General features: G+C 70.6%; 17 protein-coding genes. 7 read left to right on the forward strand and 10 right to left on the reverse strand.

Annotated features, from left to right (window positions below; genetic code table 11):
* Positions 1-106: 106 nt before the first annotated feature.
* The 4 genes from RM704_RS27045 to RM704_RS27060 form a co-directional block, all read right to left on the reverse strand.
* A complete protein-coding gene (locus tag RM704_RS27045; protein ID WP_438828953.1) occupies positions 107-4501 on the reverse strand; it encodes a LamG domain-containing protein in 4395 nt (1464 codons plus the stop codon).
* Between the two features lie 215 nt (positions 4502-4716).
* Positions 4717-5496 carry an enoyl-CoA hydratase/isomerase family protein gene (locus tag RM704_RS27050; protein ID WP_033531823.1) on the reverse strand — a complete coding sequence of 260 codons (780 nt, stop codon included), beginning with the start codon at positions 5494-5496 and terminating at the stop codon, positions 4717-4719.
* A complete protein-coding gene (locus RM704_RS27055; protein WP_033531824.1) occupies positions 5493-5909 on the reverse strand; it encodes a Zn-ribbon domain-containing OB-fold protein in 417 nt (138 codons plus the stop codon). Before RM704_RS27055 ends, RM704_RS27050 begins: the two co-directional genes overlap by 4 nt.
* A gap of 12 nt (positions 5910-5921) precedes the next feature.
* Positions 5922-7070 carry a lipid-transfer protein gene (locus RM704_RS27060; protein ID WP_033531825.1) on the reverse strand — a complete coding sequence of 383 codons (1149 nt, stop codon included), beginning with the start codon at positions 7068-7070 and terminating at the stop codon, positions 5922-5924.
* A 190-nt stretch (positions 7071-7260) separates the two neighbouring features.
* Between RM704_RS27060 and RM704_RS27065 the strand changes: the two genes are divergently transcribed.
* Positions 7261-8907: a fatty acid--CoA ligase family protein gene (locus RM704_RS27065; RefSeq protein ID WP_192829850.1), complete on the forward strand. Its 1647-nt coding sequence runs from the start codon at positions 7261-7263 to the stop codon at positions 8905-8907.
* 46 nt (positions 8908-8953) lie between these two features.
* Here the strand turns inward: RM704_RS27065 and RM704_RS27070 are convergent, their stop codons facing one another.
* The 3 genes from RM704_RS27070 to afsR form a co-directional block, all read right to left on the reverse strand.
* Entirely contained in the window at positions 8954-9328 is a 375-nt protein-coding gene (locus tag RM704_RS27070; protein WP_033531827.1) for a DUF6247 family protein, read from the reverse strand.
* A gap of 126 nt (positions 9329-9454) precedes the next feature.
* Positions 9455-9682 carry a regulatory protein AfsS gene (afsS, locus tag RM704_RS27075; protein ID WP_052146496.1) on the reverse strand — a complete coding sequence of 76 codons (228 nt, stop codon included), beginning with the start codon at positions 9680-9682 and terminating at the stop codon, positions 9455-9457.
* A 228-nt stretch (positions 9683-9910) separates the two neighbouring features.
* Complete coding sequence (gene afsR / locus RM704_RS27080; protein WP_033531828.1) at positions 9911-12916, reverse strand: SARP-family global regulator AfsR; 3006 nt, start codon at positions 12914-12916, stop codon at positions 9911-9913.
* A gap of 187 nt (positions 12917-13103) precedes the next feature.
* Here afsR and RM704_RS27085 point away from each other — a divergent pair, with 187 nt between their 5' ends.
* Together RM704_RS27085 and RM704_RS27090 are read left to right on the forward strand one after the other, a co-directional pair.
* Positions 13104-14387: an amidohydrolase family protein gene (locus RM704_RS27085; RefSeq protein ID WP_311591328.1), complete on the forward strand. Its 1284-nt coding sequence runs from the start codon at positions 13104-13106 to the stop codon at positions 14385-14387.
* 53 nt (positions 14388-14440) lie between these two features.
* Complete coding sequence (locus RM704_RS27090; RefSeq protein WP_033531987.1) at positions 14441-15343, forward strand: LLM class F420-dependent oxidoreductase; 903 nt, start codon at positions 14441-14443, stop codon at positions 15341-15343.
* 591 nt (positions 15344-15934) lie between these two features.
* Here RM704_RS27090 and RM704_RS27095 read toward each other — a convergent pair.
* Positions 15935-16675, reverse strand: a complete 741-nt coding sequence (locus RM704_RS27095) for a hypothetical protein (RefSeq protein WP_033531830.1) — start codon at positions 16673-16675, stop codon at positions 15935-15937.
* Positions 16676-16707: 32 nt separating this feature from the next.
* On the opposite strand from RM704_RS27095, the gene RM704_RS27100 reads away from it, so the two are divergent.
* Entirely contained in the window at positions 16708-16938 is a 231-nt protein-coding gene (locus RM704_RS27100) for a hypothetical protein (RefSeq protein ID WP_033531831.1), read from the forward strand.
* Between the two features lie 264 nt (positions 16939-17202).
* Complete coding sequence (locus RM704_RS27105) at positions 17203-17763, forward strand: LuxR C-terminal-related transcriptional regulator (protein WP_033531832.1); 561 nt, start codon at positions 17203-17205, stop codon at positions 17761-17763.
* A gap of 234 nt (positions 17764-17997) precedes the next feature.
* Here the strand turns inward: RM704_RS27105 and RM704_RS27110 are convergent, their stop codons facing one another.
* Together RM704_RS27110 and RM704_RS27115 are read right to left on the reverse strand one after the other, a co-directional pair.
* Positions 17998-18789: a hypothetical protein gene (locus tag RM704_RS27110; protein ID WP_033531833.1), complete on the reverse strand. Its 792-nt coding sequence runs from the start codon at positions 18787-18789 to the stop codon at positions 17998-18000.
* A 262-nt stretch (positions 18790-19051) separates the two neighbouring features.
* Positions 19052-19792, reverse strand: a complete 741-nt coding sequence (locus RM704_RS27115; RefSeq protein WP_192829846.1) for a hypothetical protein — start codon at positions 19790-19792, stop codon at positions 19052-19054.
* Between the two features lie 196 nt (positions 19793-19988).
* Here RM704_RS27115 and RM704_RS27120 point away from each other — a divergent pair, with 196 nt between their 5' ends.
* Both RM704_RS27120 and RM704_RS27125 read left to right on the forward strand, forming a co-directional pair.
* Complete coding sequence (locus RM704_RS27120; RefSeq protein WP_033531834.1) at positions 19989-20741, forward strand: SDR family NAD(P)-dependent oxidoreductase; 753 nt, start codon at positions 19989-19991, stop codon at positions 20739-20741.
* A gap of 185 nt (positions 20742-20926) precedes the next feature.
* Complete coding sequence (locus RM704_RS27125) at positions 20927-22045, forward strand: LLM class flavin-dependent oxidoreductase (protein ID WP_078937481.1); 1119 nt, start codon at positions 20927-20929, stop codon at positions 22043-22045.
* Positions 22046-22115: the final 70 nt, after the last annotated feature.

The raw sequence follows: 22115 nt of genomic DNA on the forward strand, positions 1-22115 counted from the left end.
TGCTCCGCGGGCAGGGGAGAGCCAGGTGCGGCGGAGCGAAGAAGTCAGCCGGGGAACGGGGCCGGCCGCGTGCGGCGGCGGGCCCCGTTCCCGATGGCCTAGCCGGTCAGTCGCCGCTGGGGACGGCGGTCTCCACGCCCGGCATGCCGACGGCGAGGTGGGCGATCTGGGTCTCGGTCAGCGCACCCTGGAAGACCCAGACGTCGGAGAGCGACCCGGGGAAGTACTGACTCGACGTGGTACCCGTCGTGTCCCGGCCGAGCTGCAGCGTCTTCCCGGCCTTGTACGTCAGTACGTCGTCGGCCCACGAGACGGTGTCGGCGCAGCTCGCGTCGTCCTGCACCCCGTCCTCGTCGGCGTCGGCGCAGGCGGTCTCCTGGAGTTCGCCGTTGACGTAGAGGCGGACCTCCTTGGAGAACCCGTCGTAGACCAGCGCCAGATGGTTCCAGTCGGTCGGGCTGTAGAACATGCCGTTGCCGACGTCGGAGACCGCGGCGCTGTCGCTGTCGGAGTCGGCCGTGGCGATCCGCCAGCGGCCCGGATCGGTCGCCGGGGTGGCGCTGGGCTCGTAGCGCACCGCGAAGGCGCTCTTCTTCGCTCCCGGAGCGCTGATGACCGTGACCGGGCTCGTCGGGGTGGCGGCCGTCTGGACGTAGGCGCTGACCGTGAAGCTGGCACCGGTGTCGACCGGGACCACGGAGGCCGCGGCGTAGTCGTTGGTGCCGTCGAGGGTGACCGCGCCGTCGACCCAGCCCGAGCCCGTCTGGGCGCCGTTGTAGAGGGTCATGGCGTTGGCGGCGGGCGAGGCGTCCGGCGACGTCAGCGGCGTCCCGGTGGCCGTCTCGAACTTCCAGCGGCCCTTGACCACCGCGCGCTGCTTGAACAGCTGCTGCACCTCACCGGCCGACACCGGACGGTCGAAGAGCCGTACGTCGTCGATCTGGCCCGGGAAGAACGAGGTGGGCGTCCGCTCGAACGCGCTGGCGCCGATCTGCACCGCACCCCCGGCGTACCAGGTGGTGGTCGTGGCGGTGGTGCCGGCCAGGGTGCCGTTGACGTACAGCGAGAGCTTGTCGGCCACCGTGTCCTGCACACCGACCAGGTGCGTCCACTCACCGCCGTACGCCGTGGTGCCCTCGGGCTGCATGGCCCGCACCACCGTGGAGTCGGCGGTGTCGGCGCCGTGCTGGTTGAACACCCAGCGGTCGTAGGCACTGGAGTAGTACAGCTCCGGACCCGTCACCGTGGTGCCGATCTGCGAGGCGACCGTGGCGGCGTGGTTCGGCTTGGTCTTCGACAGCTTCACCCAGGCGGAGATGGCGTAACTGTAGGAGGTGTTGATGTGCGGGCCGCTGGTGACGGCGTAGTCGTCGGTGCCGTCCAGGGTGAGGGCGTTGCCGTCCACCCCTGCCGCTCCCGCGGTGGCCCCGCCCTTGAGGACCGCCGGGTTCACGTCGGCCCGGCCGCTCAGCGCGGTCGCGTCGGCGGCGTCGTCCATGTGGAAGACCGCGCGGGCCGGACGGCCGGCGCCGATCGAGTTCGCGCTGTAGAGGGTGGACACCTCGGCCGCCGACAGCGGCTTCTCGAAGGTCTTCACCTCGTCGATGGACCCGGGGAAGAACGACGTCGGCGTGGAGCCCAGGATGCTGCCGCCGATCACCATGCCGCGCCGCGCGTTCCACCCCGTGCTGTAGGCGGTGGTCCCGGCCAGCGTGCCGTTGACGAACAGCTTCAGCTGCTGCTCACCGGCGGCGTACATGCCGACCAGATGCGTCCACTCCCCGGCCTTGACCCCGCCCGCGGCGGCCTGCATGGCCCGGACGGGAGTGCCGCTGGTGCTGTCGGCGCTGTACTGGTTGAACACCCAGCGGTCGTACCCCTTGGAGTAGTACAGCTCGAAGCCCGGCGCGTTGTTGCCCCGCTGGGAGGCGACGACCGCCGCTCCGGACGGCATCGCCGACAGCTTCACCCACGCCGACACCGTGAAGCTCACGTCGGTGTTGATGGTGGCGACCTCGGTGGCGGCGTAGTCGTCGACACCGTCGAACTGCACCGCCTTGCCGATCTTGCCCTCGACCTCCCGCGTCGGGCCGCCGTACAGGGTCGCGGCCTGCTCGGGCGCGCTGCCCGCCGCCTGGGTGGCGCCGGCCGCCTCGTCCATCGACCAGTTGGCGCGTTCGAGCTGCCCGGCCTTGACGCGGAACTGGTAGGTGCGGATCTCGGAGCCGTTGCCCGCGGCGTCGAAGGACCGCGCGGTGAAGGTGTTGAGGCCCGGCTTGAGCGGTAGTACGGGCACGGTCTTGGCCGCGCCGCCCGAGGTGGTGACCGTGTTGGCGGAGACCGGGTCGCCGTTGATGCCGTACCAGTACTTCGTCACGTCGGAGACGGCCCCGGTGATCACGAAGTTGCCGTACTGGCCCACTCCGTCGTACCAGGGATCCTCGGGGTCCTCCGGGTTGGACGCCGGGTAGATGGCGGAGGAGATGCTCGGCGCCTTCGGCACGCTCGTGTCGTACACGAAGTAGCAGGAGGTCGCGTCACCCGAGTACGACCAGGGCGAGGACTGGGCCCCGTCGTTGGAACGGACGTACCAGTTGATCGTCTTGTTCTTGGGGAGGGTGGACGGCAGGGTGATCGTGAAGTCCGAGCCGGACTTCTTCGCCCCCGTCAGCCCCGACCTCCAGCGGGTCACCGAACCCTTGCCGTCGCCGGTGTCCCAGCTCGCCGCGAACTCCACCTTGACGGTGTCACCGTCGGGGTCGGTGATGTCGTTCGCGTAGATCTTGCCCAGGGAGCGCACGCGTGCGGCGTTCTCGGGCTTCTTGCACGTCCCGCCGTACTCCATGACCAGCTGCGACATCTTCACCTGCGGCGGCGGCCGGTTGTACTGCACCCGCAGGTAGGCGTCGTCCGAGAACCGCTTCCAGCCGTAGGCGTCGGACTCGCTCGCCGCCCTCATGCCGAAGGTCATCGTCGACCACTTCTTGTCCGCCGCCAGCTGGATCGCGGACTTCACGTTGAACTCGGCGTCCTTCGCGGCGCAGCCGGTGTATCCGTACGCGAAGGACTCCGTCTTGAGGTGGTCGATCCAGAAGCCGGACGCGTTCTGCGAGTTCCAGGTCGTCGACGAGGAGATGTCCTTGGTGCGCCACAACTCCACGCTCCGGTCGGAGCAGGACGCCGACCAGGTGTTGCGGACCACGAACTCGGCCTGCAGCACGGTCCGGCCCGCGAACTTGGAGGTGGGGATGCGGTAGAAGAGGCGCTTGGTGTCGTGCGGCGCGCAGTACGCCCAGTTGCAGTACCCGAGGCCCGCGTCCGACTCGCCGTTGAACTTCCACTGCGGCGACGAGGCCCAGTACTCGGAGGCCATCGTCCACGCCGAGGCCTTCGGGGAGTACCACTGGGGGTCGATGAACACGGGGTACACCGTGTCCTTGCCCCGGAGCACGTCACGGTCGGGCGTCAGCACCAGCGCGTCCTGCGCGGCGGGGACGTCCACGCCCACCGGTGCCACGTTCGCCGACTCCGCGGCGGTGGTCTCCGAGTCGTCCGCGCCGTCGTCGGCCGCGGTGGTGGAGGCGGTGACGGCGGTCGTCGTGGTGACCGAGGTGGTCGAGCGTGGTGCGGACAGCGCCGACGCCTTCGAGGCGCCCCCGGCGGAGGACTGGGTCGAGGACTGTTCCGTGGTGGCGGGTGCCTGGTCGCTGGAGTCCCACATCACCGGGCGAGGGGCTTCGAAGACAGCGCTCTTGGCGCCCTCGTCGATCGCCGCCAGGCCGCCGTCGTCGGTCTCCTCGACCCGCATGCCGTCGGCGTCCAGTTTCAGACGGAGTTCGTTCAGCTCCGTGCTCGCCGCGGCCTCGGCCGACTTGACGACCAGCAGCTGGGTGAAACCGTCCTGCTGCGCCGTCATCCGCAGATCCACGTCCGGCAGGACGTCCGGGTAGGTGACGGTGTTCCCGCTCAGCTCCGGAGCGGGAAGCTTCTCGGGCCAGGACAACGCGAGTTCCCGACCGTTCTTGACCATGCGCACCAGCGGGTCGGAACCCCCGCCGGAGAACGTCAGCCCGACGGTGGTGGCCTTGGGCGTCACCGCGCCGTTCGCGCCGAGCGCCAGCGTGGTGTCGATGTCCTGCCACTCGCCGTTCACCCGCGTCCGCACCGGACGCAGATGTTCCCGGGCCTCCAGGTGACCCTCCGGGGTGGCGAACACCTCGCTGCTCTCACCGCGCATCGAGGTGATCTCCACCAGTTTGCCCGTGCGCGCGGCCTTGGCCAGGGCCTTGGTGTCCTCGCCCGCTCCGGCTTCAGCGGACTCGTCGGCCGCCCCGCCCGTCCCAGCGGACTTGGCGGTCTTCGCGGCGTCGACGGCTGAGGTGCCGGCACTCCCGCCGGCCACCGCCATCGCGCCCTCCGATGTGCTCGCCGCCAGCATCAGAGCTGCGGAAAGCACCACGCCGGCTCTGCGGAGCCGGCGTCTTCCCCCGTACGTATTCATATGTTTTGTCCCCCGCCGAACGGCGTTGAGCTATGGCTGGATATGTTGCGATCAAGAGGTCGAGCGATCAGGTCGCAACATACGAGCTACTCCTGCCTCTTAACCAGAGACTCACATGGGGACAAAGCTCATGAGTGGCCGTAATCAAGTGAAGCCGGAGTGTGAAACAGTTCACGTTTCATTCGCGAATTGTCCGCGATTCGAAGGGTCCCTCCTCATCGCGTCCGGTACTCGCCCTTCCGCCGCGAGGCGAACAACTCCCCCTGCCGCGCCTGCGGTTGGTTGCCCAGTGAAATCAGGTGCGGGGCGTAAGCGAGAGCGTGCGCCCTCGTCGCCTCCCGGGCGGCCCAGCAGGCGCGGACCGTGCCCTCGACGGCCTCCGGTGAGTGGCCGGCGATCACCTCGGCGCACCGCACGGCCGCCGCGACCGCGCCGCCGGGTTCCGTCACCTCCGACACCAGCCCCACCTCGTGCGCCCGCCGTGCCGACATCCGCTCGGCGGTGCCCAGCAGCGCCATGCGCGCGGCCTCCCCGTACGGCATGCGCTGGGCCATCAGGATCGACTCGAAGGCGCTGACCATGCCGTAGGTGGTGTGGGGGTCGAAGAACGTGGCGGACGGGTCGGCCACGAGGAACTCCGACTCGCCCAGCAGATAGAAGGCTCCGCCGCAGGCCATACCGTTCACAGCCGCGATCAGTGGTTTCCAGCAGTCGTTGGACTTGGGGCCGATCCTGAGGAGGGGGTCCTCGATGGTGTAAGGGGAGTTCGGCTGCGGGACGGCTCCGGCCGCGTCCCGGTCGAGGCCCGTGCAGAAGGCGCGCTCGCCGGCGCCGGTCACGACGACCGCCCGTACCGCGTCGTCGAACCTCAAGTCCTGCCAGAACGAGGCGAGTTGTTGCGCGGTCGGCAGGTCGATCGCGTTCAGCCTCTCCGGGCGGTCCAGGGTCAGGAGGGCGACGCCCGTGGACTTGTCCGTCGTGGTGCGCACGGTCACGGCCGCTCCAGTACCCATTGGGGGACGCCGGTGGACGTGAACACCACCTGCACCCGCGCCCCGATCCGGATCCGCTCGGCCGGCACCGAGTCCAGGCGGGCGTCCGGCCCGCTCACCAGGTTGCCGACGAGACGGATGCGGGGGGCGTCGGTCAGTTCGACGAGGACCACGTGGTACGGGGCCTGCTCGGCGTAGTCGGGGAGGAGCGGCGGGTGCGGGCGGACGTACGACCAGACGCGGCCCCGGCCGGAGACCCGGCGCCACTCGGTCGCGAAGGAGCGGCAGTGCGGGCAGCAGGGGCGGGGCGGGAAGCGGAGTTCGCCGCAGTCGGCGCACGCCTGGATCCGTAGCTCGCCCCGCGCGGCGTACTCCCAGAAGGGGGCCCCGTCGTCGTCCACCACCGGTGTCAGCATCTCCTCGACTCCTCAGTTCCTCAGCAGCAGGGCGGAGGTCGGAACCCCCTCACCCGCCGTGACCAGGCAGGTCGCCGCGTCCGGGACCTGGGCGGTGCTCGTGCCGCGCAGCTGCCGTACGCCCTCGGTGATCAGGTTGAAGCCGTGCACGTAGGCCTCGCTGAGGCCGCCCCCGGAGGTGTTGAGGGGAAGCCGGCCGCCCATCTCCAGGGCGCCGCCCTCGGTGAAGGCGCCGCCCTCGCCGCGCGCGCAGAACCCGTAGCCCTCCAGCGACAGGGGGATCAGGGCGGTGAACGCGTCGTAGATCTGGGCGACGTCGATGTCGTCCGGGGCGAGGTCCGCGTGTTTCCACAGGTGGCGGGCGGCGGTCCAGGCGGGGCCGGTCAGCGGGTCGTCGTTCCAGTAGTTGACCATGCCGTGGTGCTGGGCGGGCAGGCCCTGGGCGGCGGAGTGGACGTAGACGGGGGTGCGGCGGCAGTCGCGGGCGCGCTCGGCGGAGACCACCACGCAGGCCAGCGCGCCGTCCGTCTCCAGGCAGTTGTCGAACAGGCACAGGGGTTCACTGATCCAGCGGGAGTTCATGTACATCTCGCGGGTCAGCGGGCGCTCGTACATGATCGCGGCGGGGTTCTGGTTGGCCCGGTTGCGGCAGGCGAGGGCCACGTTGAAGAGGTGGTCGCGGGTGGTGCCGTACTCGTGCATGTGGCGGCGGGCCAGCATGGCTATCTCGTCGGCGGGCCGGAGCAGGCCGTAGGGGCGGGTCCACTGGGCCGGGGTGGGGAGTTGGACCGCGGTGTTCTTCCACGGGCGGGGGCCGGAGCCGCGTTTGCGGGACCGCCAGGCGACACCGACCGTGGCCTGGCCGGTGGCGATCGCGGCGGCGAGATGCGCGACCGTGGCGCACGAACCGCCGCCGCCGTAGCCGACCTTGCTGAAGAAGGTGAGGTCGCCGAGGCCCAGGGCCTTGGCCACCTCGACCTCGTCGGTCTCCTCCATGGTGTACGAGGCGAGCGCGTCGACCTCGTCCGGCGCTATCCCGGCGTCGTCGAGGGCGGCCAGGATCGCCCGGCACGCCAACGCCCGTTCGGATTCCGGAAGGCGCTTGGCGAAGGGGGTCTGGCCGATGCCGACGATCGCTGTCGCGTCCTTGAGCACGGCCATGGGAGCCATAGGGGCACACCTCCGCACAGGGTTGCGGAGCACACCTCCGCAAGGGGCTGTCGGCTGCTGACAGTCCGTCAGGGTACAGCTAATCTGACGGGTAGTCAGCTCCCGATGTCCGGCTGTCGCCAGGGCACTTGGGCACTTGAACACTGGTTCTCGGGTACGGAGGCCTGCTGTGAGCGGTGACATGGAGGGACGGCGCGGTGACCTGGAGTGGGGGACCGTCCCGGGGCTGGTCCGCGCGGCGGCCCGGCGGTTCGCCGGGGTCGAGGCCGTCGTCGACGGGCGTACGCGGGTGTCGTACGCGGAGCTGGGCGCCCGGGTGGAGCGCGCGGCGGCGGCGTGCGTCGCGAACGGGGTGCGGGTCGGCGACCGGGTCGCCCTCTGGGCCCCGAACTCCCTCGACTGGATCGTCTCCGCGCTCGGCGCGGTCTCGGCGGGCGCGGTCCTCGTCCCGCTGAACACCCGCTTCAAGGGCGGCGAGGCGGCGGACGTACTGGCGCGCAGCCGGGCCAGGCTGCTGTTCGTCACCGGAACCTTCCTCGGGACCTCGTACGTGGCCTCGCTCCGGCGCGCGGCCGGGGCGGACGGCGGGCGGCTGCGGGCACCGGGGGCCGACGGCGTGTGCGAGCGGCCGGGGCCGCTGCCCGGACTCCCGCACCTGGAACAGGTGGTGGTGCTCTCGGACGACGCCCCCGCCGACTTCCGCACCTGGAAGGACTTCCTCGCCAGCGGCGACGGGGTGAGCGCGCAGGAGGTGCGGGCGCGGTCGGACGGACTGACGGGCGACTCCCCCTCCGACATCATCTTCACGTCCGGGACGACCGGCCGCCCCAAGGGCGCGGTGATCACCCATGCGCAGACCCTGCGCGCGTACGAGGTGTGGAGCGAGCTGGCCGGCCTCCGGCAGGGCGACCGCTACCTCATCGTGAACCCGTTCTTCCACACCTTCGGCTACAAGGCCGGGGTGATCGCCTGCCTCATGCGGGGCGCGACGATGATCCCCCAGCCGGTGTTCAACGTGGAGACGGCGATGGCCAACGTGGCGGCCGAGCGGGTCTCGGTCCTGCCCGGCCCGCCCACCCTGCACCAGTCCCTCCTGGACCACCCCGCCCGCGACGACTACGACCTCGGCGCGCTGCGTCTGGTGGTGACGGGCGCGGCGGTGGTCCCGCTCCGACTCGTCGAACGGCTACGGGCCGAACTGCGCGTGGACACCGTGCTGACGGCGTACGGCCTGTCCGAGGCGTCCGGCATCGTCACCATGTGCCGGCGCGGCGACGAGCCGTCGGTGATCGCGTCGACGTCCGGCCGGGCGATCCCGGGGGCGGAGGTGCGCGTCGTCGATCCGCTGGGCTCCCCGCTGCCGCCCGGCTCCCCCGGAGAGGTCCTCGTCCGCGGCTTCAACGTCATGCGCGGCTACTTCGAGGACCCCGCCGAGACCGCGCGCGTGGTCACCGCCGACGGCTGGCTCCGCACCGGGGACATAGGCGTCCTGGACGAGGACGGCAACCTGCGGATCACCGACCGCGTCAAGGACATGTTCATCGTCGGCGGGTTCAACGCGTATCCCGCCGAGATCGAGCAACTCCTCGGCCTCCACCCGGACGTCGCGGACGTGGCGGTCGTCGGCGTCCCCGACCCGCGCCTCGGCGAGGTCGGCAAGGCGTTCGTCGTCCGCCGCCCGGGGTCCCTGGTGACCGCCGACGACCTCATCGCCTGGTCCCGTCGGGAGATGGCCAACTACAAGGTGCCGAGGGCGGTCGACTTCGTGGGCGAACTGCCGCGCAACGCCAGCGGGAAGGTGGTGAAGGGGGAGTTGCGGGGGCGGTGAGGGCGGTGTGGGGCCGGGGGCCGCGGGCGAGCCGAGTCCGTGCCGGTCACTCCCGGTCGAGCGACTGCCGGTCGAGCGACTGCCGTGCGGCCGAGTGCAGATCGCGGATCTCGTCCATGGCCTCGCGCCAGGCCGGGTCGTCGTGGTCGACGGTGCGGGCGGTGTGCTCGGCGGCGCGCAGCCGCGCGGCGCAGGCGGGAATCCTGGCGATCTCGACGGTCACGGCCCAGGTTTCGAGGAAGCGGTTGATCGGGCCGAGGCTGCCCGTGCGGGCCGCCAGGGTGATGGCCTCGTCCTTCTGCCGTTCCATCTCGCCGAGGCGGTGAGGGGCCACCTGTTCCAGGGCCGCACGCAGCGCGGTCGGTGTCCATTCCGGCCGTGAGGCCGCGGGAGCGCCGGGTCCGACATGCGCTGCGATCATCCTGGTCCCTCCCTGGATCGTGCCGGCCCCCGCCGGGGGTTCCGGCTGACCGGTCCCGGACACACCTCGGCCGCGGTGGCTCCCCCTCCGCGCCACCGCGGCCGATCCCCGTTGCGGGAGGAAGGTCTACTTGCCGCCCAGGTCCAGAGCCGGCGGGGCGGGCATGTGGCTGTCCTTGGTGGTGATGGTGTCGTCGGTCGGCGGGGCGGGCATGTGGCTGTCCTGCGGGGTGGCGGTGCCGCCGTCCTTCGGCGGGGCAGGCATGTGGCTGTCGAGGGTCCTGATCTCCTCGGCCGCCGTGTCCGTGCCGTTCGCCGTGCTCGGGTCCTGCTTCGTCTTCTCGGTGCTGCTCATTGCTGGAACCCCCATGAGTTTTGTCGAGCGTTGGGTGGAACGCCCGTTCGGCAACTCCCCCGAGGGCCGCCGAGCGGGCGTTCCCGGGGCGCTCACTCTATGAATGAGGCCCGTGAGACCCGCCTGCCCCCCGACGCGACGGATCGATGGACTGAAGAGTGGCAGCCACTCATAAACGTTCGATGAACGCCCGCCCGACCCCGGTCGAGCCGCCGTTCCGGCCGCCGTTCAAGCCGCTGCGACCGGCTGCAGGAGTGCCCTCAGCTCGGCGGCCTCCGGCGCGCGGGACGCCTCGTAGATCGTCAGCGCTTCCCGCCAGCACGCCCGCGCACGGTCGGCCTGTCCGAGGCTGTCGAGCGAGCGGCCCAGCAGGGTGAGGATGTTGGCGCGCATCCAGTCGCCGCCGATGCATCCCGTCGTGAGGGCCTGCTCGGCGTGCTGTGCCGCCTGGGCCGGCCGGCGGGCCGAGAGGTGCACCTGGGCGATACGGAAGTGGGTCGCTCCCTCCCACAGCCGCTGACGGTTCTGCACGAACGTGCTCAGCGCTTCGGTGAGCTGGTCCAGGGCCTCGCTCTGACGCCCGGCGTGACTGAGGGCGATGCCGAGGGCGTACCTCGCGTTGGCCAGGCGGAAGGTGAGTCCCAGCTCGTCGTAGATGGCGATGCCCTGGCGGACCAGGTCGATGGCCACTGCCGTACGGCCGAGAGAGACCAGTACCCGGGAGAGGTTGCACAGCGCGCTGGCCTCGCCCGGCCGGTTGCCGTCGGCGCGGAACGCCTTGATCGCTTCGAGGAGATGCGCCTCGCTGACGGTGCGCTGGTTCCGGCAGTTGGCGATGATCCCCTGCTCGTTGTGGGCGTTGCCGCAGGTCCAGGGGTCACCTGTTCGCCGTCCCAGTTCGATGGCTCGCTCCGCCTCCGGGTGCGCCTCGTCGAACCGTCCGGCCCGGCTGAGTACCTGGGCCAGGGTTGTGCGGGCGCGGCCCTCCGCGTGGGCGTCCCCCTCAGCGGCCGCGGCGTCCCGCGCGGCGATGGCGGCCGCTTCATAGCGGAGCGAACTCGCACCCGACTCCGCCAGGTCCTTCGACGCCAGAAGGAGATCGACACTGCGACGCAGGCTGGCAGCCCCCAGCGACTGCTGGACGCACGCCAGGATGGAGGCCGCTTCCGAGTGCAGCCAGTCGAGTGCTCTCATGTCGTCGCTGAACTCCTGGCCCGCCCGCTCGGTCACCTCCAGGTGGTCCACCGTCCGGTCCCCCGGCCGCTCGATCGCGTACACCCGCGTCGCCGTCGCCAGATAGAAGTCCAGCAGCCGCGACATCGCCGACTCCCGCTCACCTGGCGGCTGTTCGTCCCGTTCGGCACATGCACGCGCGTAGAGCCGTACGAGGTCGTGGAAGCGGTAGCGGCCGGGCGCGGCGGATTCGAGGAGGGAGGTGTCGACGAGGATCTCCAGGAGGTCCTCGGTCTCCTCCGGCGGCAGGTCCAGTACGGCGGCCGCGGCGGCCAGCGAGATGTCCGGGCCGTCCGCGAGGCCGAGCAGGCGGAAGGCGCGGGCCTGGGCGGCTTCCAGCTGACCGTAGCCCAGCTCGAAGGTGGCCTTCACTGCCAGGTCGCCTGCCTGCAGCTCGTCCAGCCGCCGCCGCTCGTCGGCGAGTTTGGCGGCGAGGACGGAGACCGTCCAGGTTCTGCGTGCCGCCAGCCTGGACGCGGCGATGCGGATGGCGAGGGGCAGGAAGCCGCAGGCCGCGACGACATCGAGCGCGGCCTTGCGCTCCGCCGCCACCCGCTCCTCGCCGACGATCTTCGTGAAGAGCTGGAGGGCCTCGTCGGGGGACATCACGTCGAGGTCGACCAGGTGGGCCCCGGCCAGGTCCACCATGCGCACCCGGGCGGTGACGAGGGCCGCGCAGCCCGCCGTGCCCGGCAGGAGGGGCCGTACCTGGGCGGCGTCCCGCGCGTTGTCGAGCAGGACCAGCACCCGGAGGCCGTCCAGGACCGACCGGTACAGCGCGGCCCGCTCCTCCAGGGAGTCGGGGATCGCGGAGTCGGCCGTGCCCAGCGCCCGCAGGAAGGAGCCGAGGACCGTCTCGGGCTCGGCGGGGCGGGCCCCGGCGCCCTGGAGGTCGACGTACAACTGACCGTCCGGAAAGGCCGACCGGGCCTGGTGGGCCACATGCACCGCGAGGGTCGTCTTGCCGACGCCGCCGATGCCGGCCAGCGCGGACACGGCCATCACCTGCCCCTCGGCGCCGGACGCCTCCGCGAGGACCTCGCTCAGGTCGTTGACGAAGGCGGACCGACCGGTGAAGTCGGGCACGGTGGCAGGCAGCTGGGCGGGGCGGACGGGTGTCGCGGCGGGCTCGGCGGTCAGGGGCGCGGAGGGTTCCGCGAGTCCCGGGTCCGCTTGCAGGATGCGCTGTTGCAACTCCCGCAGTCCCGGGCGGGGGTCCACACCCAGTTCGTCGGCGAGCAGGCGGCGGGTGTCGGCGTACACCGCGAGGGCCTCCGCCTGCCGTCCGCTGCGGTACAGCGCCAGCATCAGCAGTTCGCGCAGCCGCTCCCGCAAAGGGTGCGCGGCGGTGAGGGCGGTCAGCTCGGAGACGGCCTCCGCGTGGCAGCCCTGCTCCAGGTCCATGTCGAGGCGGGTCTCGACCAGTTGGAGGCGCCATTCCTCAAGACGGGCCCGCTGGGTCTCCGCGTACGGCCCCGGGACGCTCGCCAGGACCTCGCCGTCCCACAGCCCGAGCGCCTTGTTCAGCAGCTGGCGGGCTTGGCACAGGTCCCCGGAGTTCTTGGCCTTCTCCGCGTCGGTCGCCAGTTCCTGGGCCACGGCGAGGTCCAGGGCGCCGGCAGGCAGCGCGCGGACCGCGTAGCCACCGGACTCGCTGACCAGGACACCGGGGGAGAGCACCTTGCGCAGCCGGGAGGCGTACGTCCGTACGGCGGCCAGCGCCTGGGACGGCGGCTCGTCGCCCCACAGCGCGTCGATCAGCTCGCTCGCGGTGGCCGTACGGCCCTCGCGGAGCAACAGTGCGGCGAGCAGGGCGCGTTGCTGTGGCGAACCGGTGGCGAGGGGTTCGGCGCCGCGCCAGGCCCGCACGGGTCCGAGCACGCTGAAGCGCAGTTCGGCCGGGGCCTCGGGGTCCGGTTGCGCGGTCTCGGCGTCCACGGCAGTCCTTTGCTCCGGCACTCGCGGCCCACCGACCTCCGGCACTCCCGGTCCACCGCCCATCGACAGCCCCCTAAGGCCTCCTGATATCCAGGCCAGTTTGCCTTGTTCATGGCAGATCCGTCAGCCGTGCGAGAGGTCGATCACAGGTGACGCGCGGGATGTCACGAGGTCCACACAGGCTCTTCGCACGGGGGTTGTCGGCGGTCCATTACTGACGGACCGTCAGATCGGCGCTACCGTAACGGACATGGACACCTTGGAGACGAGCGCCACGGATCCCGACAGCCCCACCCCCGCCCCGGCCCCCTTCCCGATGATCATCTCCGTCGACGACCACACGGTGGAGCCCCCGAACGTCTGGCAGGACCGGCTCCCCAAGAAGTACCTGGAGACGGGCCCCCGGGTGGTCCGCGCGCCGCTGAAGGAGATGACGTTCCTCGGCGGCCGGTTCAAGCCCGTGATGGGCGCCCCCGGCGACGACGGCCCCATCGGCGACTGGTGGGTCTACGAGGACCTGCACCGCCCGCTGACCCGCCTCGACACCGCCGTCGGCTACTCCAGGGACGAGATCAAGCTGGAGATCATCACGTACGAGCAGATGCGCCCCGGCTCGTACGACGTCCCGCAGCGCCTCGCCGACATGGACGTCAACCACGTCCAGTCGGCCCTGTGCTTCCCGACCTTCCCCCGCTTCTGCGGCCAGACCTTCACCGAGGCCGCGGACCGTGAACTGGGGCTGCTCGGCGTCCGGGCGTACAACGACTGGATGGTGGAGGAGTGGTGCGGCCCCGAGGCGCGGGGCCGGCTCATCCCGCTCACCCTCATCCCGCTGTGGGACGCGGAGCTGGCGGCGGCGGAGGTGCGCAGGAACGCGGCGCGCGGCGTCCGAGCGGTGGCCTTCTCCGAGATACCCCCGCACCTGGGCCTCCCCTCCGTCCACACCGACGACTGGGACCCCTTCCTCGCCGCCTGCGACGAGACCGGCACGGTCGTCGCCATGCACATCGGCTCCTCCAGCCGCATGCCGTCCACCTCCGCGGACGCGCCACCCGCCGTCGGCTCCACCATCACCTTCGCCAACTGCTGCTTCTCGATGGTCGACTGGCTGATGAGCGGCAAGTTCGAACGCTTCCCGAACCTCAAGGTCATGTACGCCGAGGGCCAGATCGGCTGGATCCCGTACATCCTGGAACGCGCGGACGTCGTCTGGGAGGAGAACCGGGGCTGGGGCGGCGTCGCGGACAAGGTCCACCGCCCGCCGTCCGAGCTGTTCGCCGACCACGTCTACGGCTGCTTCTTCGACGACGCGTTCGGCCTCCGCAACCTGGACGCGATCGGCGTCGGCAACGTCCTCTACGAGACCGACTACCCCCACTCCGACTCCACCTGGCCCGAGTCCCGCCAGGTGGGCGAGGCCCAGATGGGCCACCTGGACCCGGACGTGGTGGACCGGATCGTGCGGCGGAACGCGATCGAGTTGCTGGGGTTGACGGAGGACGGGTTGTGGGCGGGGCCGGGGAGCGCGAGTTGAGCGGGTCCGGGGAACGCCCGTCGAACGGAACCGGCCTGGCGCTCAGCTACGGCATGCAGCTCCCCGTCCAGTCGCAGAGCACCCTCTACGCCGAGCCCTGGGAGGCGGACGCGGGGCCGCGGGAGCTGGCCGAGGTCGCGCGGGCCGCCGACCGGGCGGGGTTCGCGTATGTCGCCGTCTGCGACCACGTGGCCGTCCCGCGCCGCCTCGCGCCCGCGATGAGCACCGTCTGGTACGACCCGGTCGCCACGCTCGCCCACCTGGCCGCCGTCACCGAACGCGTCCGGCTGCTCAGCCATGTCGCGGTGGTCGGCCTGCGCCACCCGCTCCTCACGGCGAAGCAGTACGCCACCCTCGACCACCTCTCCGGAGGCCGGCTGATCCTCGGCGTGGGCGCCGGGCACGTGCGGGAGGAGTTCGAGGCGCTGGGGGTGGACTTCGAGCGGCGGGGAGCGGTCCTGGACGAGTGCGTGGACGCGCTGCGCGCGGCCCTCGGACCGGACGAATTCCCCTCCCACCACGGCAAGCTGTACGACTTCGAGGATCTGGGCCAGCTGCCCCGGCCCGCCCAGGACCGGGTGCCCCTCTGGGTGGGCGGCTCGTCCCCCGCCGCCGTCCGCCGGGCCGCCGTCCGGGGCGACGGCTGGCTGCCCCAGGGCGACCCGCGCGACCGCCTCCCGGCGCAGATCGCCCGGCTCCGCCGACTACGGGAGGAGGCGGGCGCCACCGGCCCCTTCACCATCGGCGCGATCACCGAGCCGCTGTACGTGGGCGACCCGAACTGGGACGTCGGACGCCGCACCCTCACCGGGAGCCCGGCCGCGATGGCCGAGTCCTTGCGTGCGTACCGGGCGATGGGGGTGGATCAGATCCAGGTGCGGTTCCGGAGCCGGGGTGCGGATGAACTCGTGGACCAGATGCGGGCCTTCGGGGCCGAGGTGGGCCCCCTGTTGTAGAAGCCGCCTGCCCTGTCACGGGGGCCGTGGCGAGGCGGGCGGCCGATGGTGAGGGTGCGGGTTACCGCGGTTCCGTCTCCCGCCCGGTCCGGCAGCGAGGACATCCGCACGGCGGCCACTCGTGCGACGTCGGCAGGCGCTCGGGGTCGTGCCCGCTGGTGACCGTGCGCTGGTGCGGTTGGCCGACGGCCATGCCGTCGGGGCGGATGCGGTACGTGCGGGTGGTCAGCCGGGAAACTCCGCTCTCGGGGTACCGCCCAGCTTTCACCGGGCCCTGTCCGTGCCGGGTCCTGTCCGTGCCGGGTGCGGGTGCGTGGCAGGAGCACGGGCACTCGGGCGTCAGCGCAACAGCCCGAAGACCACTGACCGGGGCCGGCCGACGTGCCCGAGAGCCGTGGATCATGACCCTTGACCGGTAGGGCCCGGTCCCGCCGGATCGCCATGCCGCCGGATCGCCGGATCGCCGGATCGCCGGATCGCCGACGGCGTGCGCACTCGCGTTGCGGATGGGGCATTCGCGGCGGCAGCTCGCTCCGACAGCGGGTTCGGCCCCGGGTCGCGGGCGTACCGCGTCGCCGTGTGGACGCACCCCTACCGCGCCCGCATGAGCCGCAGATCCTCGCCCCACGCGTCCAGGACCGGGCCGTGTCCTGCCCGCCGGGCCACGGTCTCGACCTGGGCGAAGAGGTGGCGCTGTGCGGGTACGTCGCCCGTGGCCGTGATGTGCTGAACGGCGGCGAGGAGTGTGGCGGTGTTCCAGTCGGGGAGCGGGTGCCGGGTCAGCTCCCATTCCAGGTACTTGTTGTAGGGGCGGGGGCGCCGGTCGAGCGCGAAGAGCAGCTCCAGCAGGTAGCGGACGCTGTCGGCGGCGTCGAGGCGGGCCGCGAGCGCCTGGCCGTCGCGGTCGTTCTTGACCGAGCGGTAGAGGGAGTTGGCGTAGGCGTCGAGGTACGCGGCCGCCTCCCGGCCCGCCTCGTCGGCGTCGAGCCGTGCCTTGTCGGCCAGGATCCGGGCGATCCCTCCGTCCAGGCGGTCGAGTACGACCCGGGCACGGGCCAGGGCGTACCGCTCGAAGCCCGGCATCCCGGCGGAGCGGAACTCGTCGAGGGTGAGGACGACGAGGTCCAGCTCGGGGGTGCGGTGCCCCGCGAACCGGGTGAGGGTCGTGGTGGCGCCCTCGGCGAGGACGACGTACAGGTCGTGGTCGGAGTGCTCGGTGGTCATGCCCCCGTGGGCCCGGGAGCCCTTGAGGACGAGGCCGACGACGGCGGGGTCGGCGGTGGCGAGCTCGACGAACGCGTCGTAGGACATGAGGGGCCGCTGCGCGGTCATGGCGTGATCTCCGGTGTGGGTGGAGGACGGGTATGCCGAACCGGGCGGCCCCGCAACCCGCCGGGCTCGCCCGCATCCTCTGCGGCGGCACCCTGGCCGCCGCTCCGCAGATCAACGCACACGCCGACCCTACCCGCCGCTCGACCGAACGTCGCGCTTCCGAACTCGGCCATCCGCAGCGGGAGTTCAGCGAGTGGCCGTGTCGGCTTCTGTGGTGGGCCGAGCCGTGGAACCTGTCAGACAGCTTCGCGGTTCGTCCTTGAAACTTCGAACAACTGGCGCCGCAGTCACGTATGTAGGGGAGTCATGGCTTCGGCGGAAGGACACGCGAGGTGCGATCCCCCCGGCACGTCAGAACGTCCCAGCACGCAGGCACCCCCGTTTCAGCTGGTCCCGCACGCCCCTCCCGCGTCACGGCGCACCCACCCCGCCGGTCGGCACCCTCGTCCCCGGGCCTGTCGGTCGCCCTGGCCTGTGCCCCGGGCCGGTGGCCGCACGACGACTGGCCGGCCCCCGACGACCGGTACGTGAGCAGCGCGCTCCTCGTCCCGCCGCCCTACCGTGAACTCCGCGAGACCGAGGCGGATGTCGTGGTCCTGCGCTGCGAGGACCCGTCGGAGTCCCTCGCGGGGCTGCTGGAGGCCATGGGCCCCATGAGTGCCCCGGTGATCGTCGTCAGCCCCCGGCAGGACACCGACACGGTGGTGGAGGTGTTCCGGGGCGGGGCCGGTTATCTCGTCGAGGGTGACTACTGCACCTGCATGCTGTCCTCCGCGGTCGTGGCCGCCACGGTCGGCCACACCTACTTCTCGCCCGTGGCCTGCGCCGCCATCCGCGACGCGGCACGGCAACTGCCGGACCAGGGGCAGCCGACCGAGCGCCTGCGCTCCCTGCTCTCGCCCCGTGAGCGCCAGATCATGGACCTCCTGTCCACCGGACTCGGCGCCCAGGAGATCGGGCTGCGTCTGTCGCTGAGCGAGAAGACCGTCCGCAACAACCTCAGCAACATCTACGCCAAGCTGGATGTCCGGGGGAGCACGGAGGCCGTGCTGAGATGGCTGGGAGCCGCCCCTCAGGTTCGCGTATGAGAACGCTTGGTTGAGCGCCTTCGGGAACGCTTGGGAGCTGTTTCGGAGCCGCATGAAAAATCCCCCGCGCCGGGCACGGGGGATTACTCGGGTTTCTCCGGATGGCTCTCGGGGGTTTCGCCGCGAGTTTCCCTCGGGGCTGTCCGGAGGTTTTCCTGGATGTTTGTCTGGACGTTTGTCTGGAGGATTGCCCGGGGGTTTCTCCGGAGGTTTCTTCGGAGGTTTCTCCGTGCGCTACTGAATGGTGACCTCCGACAGCGGAACCTCGACGTCGGTCACGTTCGCGCCACCCTCTTCGAATCCGGGTTCGGCGCGGACGCTGCCCTCACTTTTGAGGATTCCGTTCGCCTGCGGGGAATCGCACTTCACGTTACGCAGCCAGAGGCGGCCGTCGGGCGTTCCGCTCGGCAGGAGCTGCGGGTAGAAGACGTGGACGCTGGTGGCGTTCTCGCTGGGCGAGAAGAACACCTTCTGGCCGTCCTGCGCCTCCTTGTAGGTGGCCTTGAGGAAGCCGCTCACGTCGGTGCGCTTGTGGGACCACATGAAGAAGGCGATGTGGTCCGCCTTGACCGTGTCGGACCGGGAGAAGGAGAACGACGAGGTGGTGTCGTCGCGCTTGATGTTGAACTCCTGCGTGGCGAACTTGACGCCGATCTCGAAGACGGAGCTGGCCAGCTTCGTGCTGCCGTCCGTGTTGAAACCGTCCTCCAGCTGAATGACACGGGTCACCGACGCCGTGCCGCTGAAGGTCTTCGTCGCCGCGGTGCTGACTCCGCAGTTGTCGGTCACCGAGGTGACCCGCTCGTTGGGGCCGAGACTGTTGGCCTTGAACTGGACGTCGACGAACTCGCAGTTCTCCAGCTTGTCGGAGTCCGTGCGGCAGTCGGTGGCCACCTCGTCGGGGGTGGCGGCGCCCGCGCTGTACATCAGCGGGACGGCCAGTCCGAGGGCGGCGACCGGCGCCAGCGCGAGGGTGATGCGCTTCTTCTTGCTGCGGTGGTTGCCGCTGCGCCCGGTGCGTGTCATGTGGGTCTCCTGCAAGGGTGATGAGGGGGGATAAGTGCTGGTGGGAGGGGTGTCCCGGAAGAGAATGGGGGCGGTGCGGGGAGAGTGGCCGGCCCTGTGGTGGGGCCCGTCGGCCGTCAGCCCGTCGACCGAGGCCCGTCAGCCGTCAGCCGTCAGCTGTCAGCCGTTAGTCGGCGTCCGTCAGCCGTCAGCCGTCAGCCGAACGGTCGGCGTCCGTCAGTCGTCGTCCGTCGTCCGGCGTCCGTCAGCCGTCGGACTTCGGTCAGCAGTCCTCCAGGACGACCTTGGTGGTGCCGTCCGCGAGGCCGGGCGTGCCCGCGGCGCTCTCCAGGATGACCGGGCCCTCGACGACCTCCGGCGCCACGAAGTTCTTCTCGGGGGAGGGGTTCACGGCGAAGCTGCCGGGGTCGGCGTCGAGGTGCACCCGCCATTCGCCGGTCATGCGCTGCATCTTCGGCGTGAACGTCACATGCATGACCTTGCCGACAGGGACCTCCCGCTGTTCCGACTCGCTGGCGGTGGCCGTCTTGACGGTCATGTCCAGCGTGCCCTTGTGCTTCACCCAGCCGCCGCTCAGGGCTCCGAAGAGCCCACCGAGGGCACCCTGCTGGGTCGCGGTGTACTTGCCCTGGCCCTGGCCCACGGCCTTCGAGAACTCGGTGGTCACCTTCGACGGTTCCGTGGCGTTCGGCTCGCAGTTCGGGAAATCGACGGTGACCTTCTCCGTGGGACCGTCGAAGGTCTCGAACTTCGTCTCGACGAAATCACAGGTGTCGGATTCGAATCCGTCCCCGAGGCCGCCCCCGAAATCGCGCGTCGTCTGCTGCTTTCCGTTGAGTACGGCAGTCCTTTCGCACATCCTCATGATCCGCTCGACGCTCGGCTCGTCGGCGGCGTTGGCCGAAGGCAGTAGTACGGTGACGGTGGCCGCGCCGGTCACGAGTGAAGCACCGATCGCCAAGTATCGGACCTTCTTGTTCTTGAAGCGCCTCTTGGCTGCCATGACTGTCTCTCCTTGGGGGTTGCTTTACCTTCTGATGGAGGATTATTGGGGCTGCGTACAGCCAGAGGACAGAGTCAAATGTCCCTACTCTCCGGTCACTTGCGATCACAGAAGCAAGCCCTTGCCCGGCCAGCTGACGCATCGTCAGCTCTGCCGGTACCCTGACCTCGACCAACACACCGCGATGGGAGTCCCCATGGGCAAGCTCGACGGACGTGTCGTCCTCGTCACAGGTGCCGCGCGCGGCCAGGGCGAGCAGGAGGTGCGGCTGTTCCGGTCGGAGGGAGCCGAGGTCGTCGTCGCCGACGTCCTCGACGACCGGGGAGAGGCCCTCGCCAAGGAGATCGGCGCGCTCTACGTCCACCTGGACGTGAGCCGCGAGGACGACTGGACGGCCGCCGTGGCCGCGGTCAAGGGGGCGTACGGTCGCGTCGACGGGCTGGTCAACAACGCCGGGGTGCTGCGCTTCAACTCCCTCGTCGACACCCCTCTCGACGAGTTCATGCAGGTGGTGCGGGTCAACCAGGTCGGTGTCTTCCTCGGGATCAAGACCCTGGCCCCCGAGATCGAGGCGGCCGGCGGCGGCACGATCGTCAACACCGCCTCGTACACGGGGATGACGGGCATGGCGTACGTCGGCGCGTACGCCGCGACGAAGCACGCCATCGTCGGCCTCACCCGCGTCGCCGCACTGGAACTGGCCCGCAAGGGCATACGGGTCAACGCCGTCTGCCCCGGCTCCATCGACACCGCGATGACCGACCCGGGCGACGAGGTGTCCGCCGAGGCCGTCGACAAGCTCTACCGCAAGCGCATCCCGCTCGGCAGGATCGGCCGCCCCGAGGAGGTCGCCCGCCTCGCCCTCTTCCTCTCCTGCGCCGACTCCTCCTACATCACCGGGCAGCCGTTCGTGATCGACGGGGGCTGGCTGGCCGGCGTGAGCCTCTGACCGCCCCGAGTCCACCACTCCCAGCCCACTGCCCCGAATCCACCGCCCCGAGTCCATGGAGCTGACGGGGTGTCAGCTATTGACGCTCCACGGGGCCGGTGGAACAGTCGGCCGTATCGAGATCTGACGTTCTGTCAGAAACGGTCGTGACGACTGCCGAGTACGGCTGAGGACGGTGAACCTCCTTGGAATTCGGGCTCTTTGTACAGGGATACGTGGGCAAGCGGGCCGAGACGGACCCCCTCGCGGAGCACAAGGCGCTGATGGAGGAGACCGAGTACGTCATCCAGGCGGACAAGTCCGGCTTCAAGTACGCATGGGCCTCCGAGCACCACTTCCTGGAGGAGTACTCGCACCTGTCGGCCAACGACGTCTTCCTCGGGTACCTGGCGCACGCGACGGACCGGATCCACCTCGGCTCCGGCATCTTCAACCCGCTCGCCCAGGTCAACCACCCCGTGAAGGTGGCCGAGAAGGTCACCATGCTCGACCATCTCACCGAGGGCCGCTTCGAGTTCGGCAGCGGGCGCGGGGCCGGCTCGCACGAGATCCTCGGGTTCATCCCCGGGGTGACCGACATGAACTACACCAAGGAGATCTGGGAAGAGACCATCGCCGAGTTCCCCAAGATGTGGCTCCAGGACGAGTACGTCGGGTTCCAGGGCAAGCACTGGTCCCTGCCCCCGCGCAAGATCCTGCCCAAGCCGTACGGGAAGTCGCACCCCGCGATGTGGTACGCCGCCGGGTCACCGCCCTCGTACTCCATGGCCGCGCGCAAGGGGCTCGGAGTGCTCGGCTTCAGTGTGCAGAAGGTCTCCGACATGGAGTGGGTGCTGGAGAAGTACAAGACCGCCATCGTCGACGCCGAACCCATCGGTGACTTCGTCAACGACAACGTGATGGTGACGACGACCGCGATCTGCGCGCCCACGCACGACGAGGCGGTACGGATCGCCGTGCACGGCGGGCTGCACTACCTGCCGTCGCTCGTCTTCCGGTACCACGACACCTTCCCCCGGCCCGACGGCTTCCCCGTGTGGCCGGAGACGCTGCCCGAGTACAACGAGGAGCTCATCGAACTGCTCATCGAGGAAGAGTTGCTGATCTGCGGCGACCCGGACGAGGTGTTCCGGCAGTGCAAGCGGTGGGAGCAGGCCGGGGCGGACCAGCTGAGCTTCGGGCTGCCGGTCGGGGTGCCGAAGGAGGCGACGCTGCAGACGATCAGGCTCGTCGGGGAGCACGTGATTCCGAAGATCGACACGGATCCGGTGCATCGGACTTCACGGTTCCGGGCGGCGGGATGAGGTGGGTACGGCGGCCGCGGGTGAGTCGTGGTGGCCCGCGCAGTTCCCCGCGCTCCTGAAAGACACCTAC

The organism is Streptomyces gottesmaniae, from assembly GCF_031845845.1.
GTDB classification, from domain to species: Bacteria; Actinomycetota; Actinomycetes; order Streptomycetales; family Streptomycetaceae; genus Streptomyces; species Streptomyces akebiae.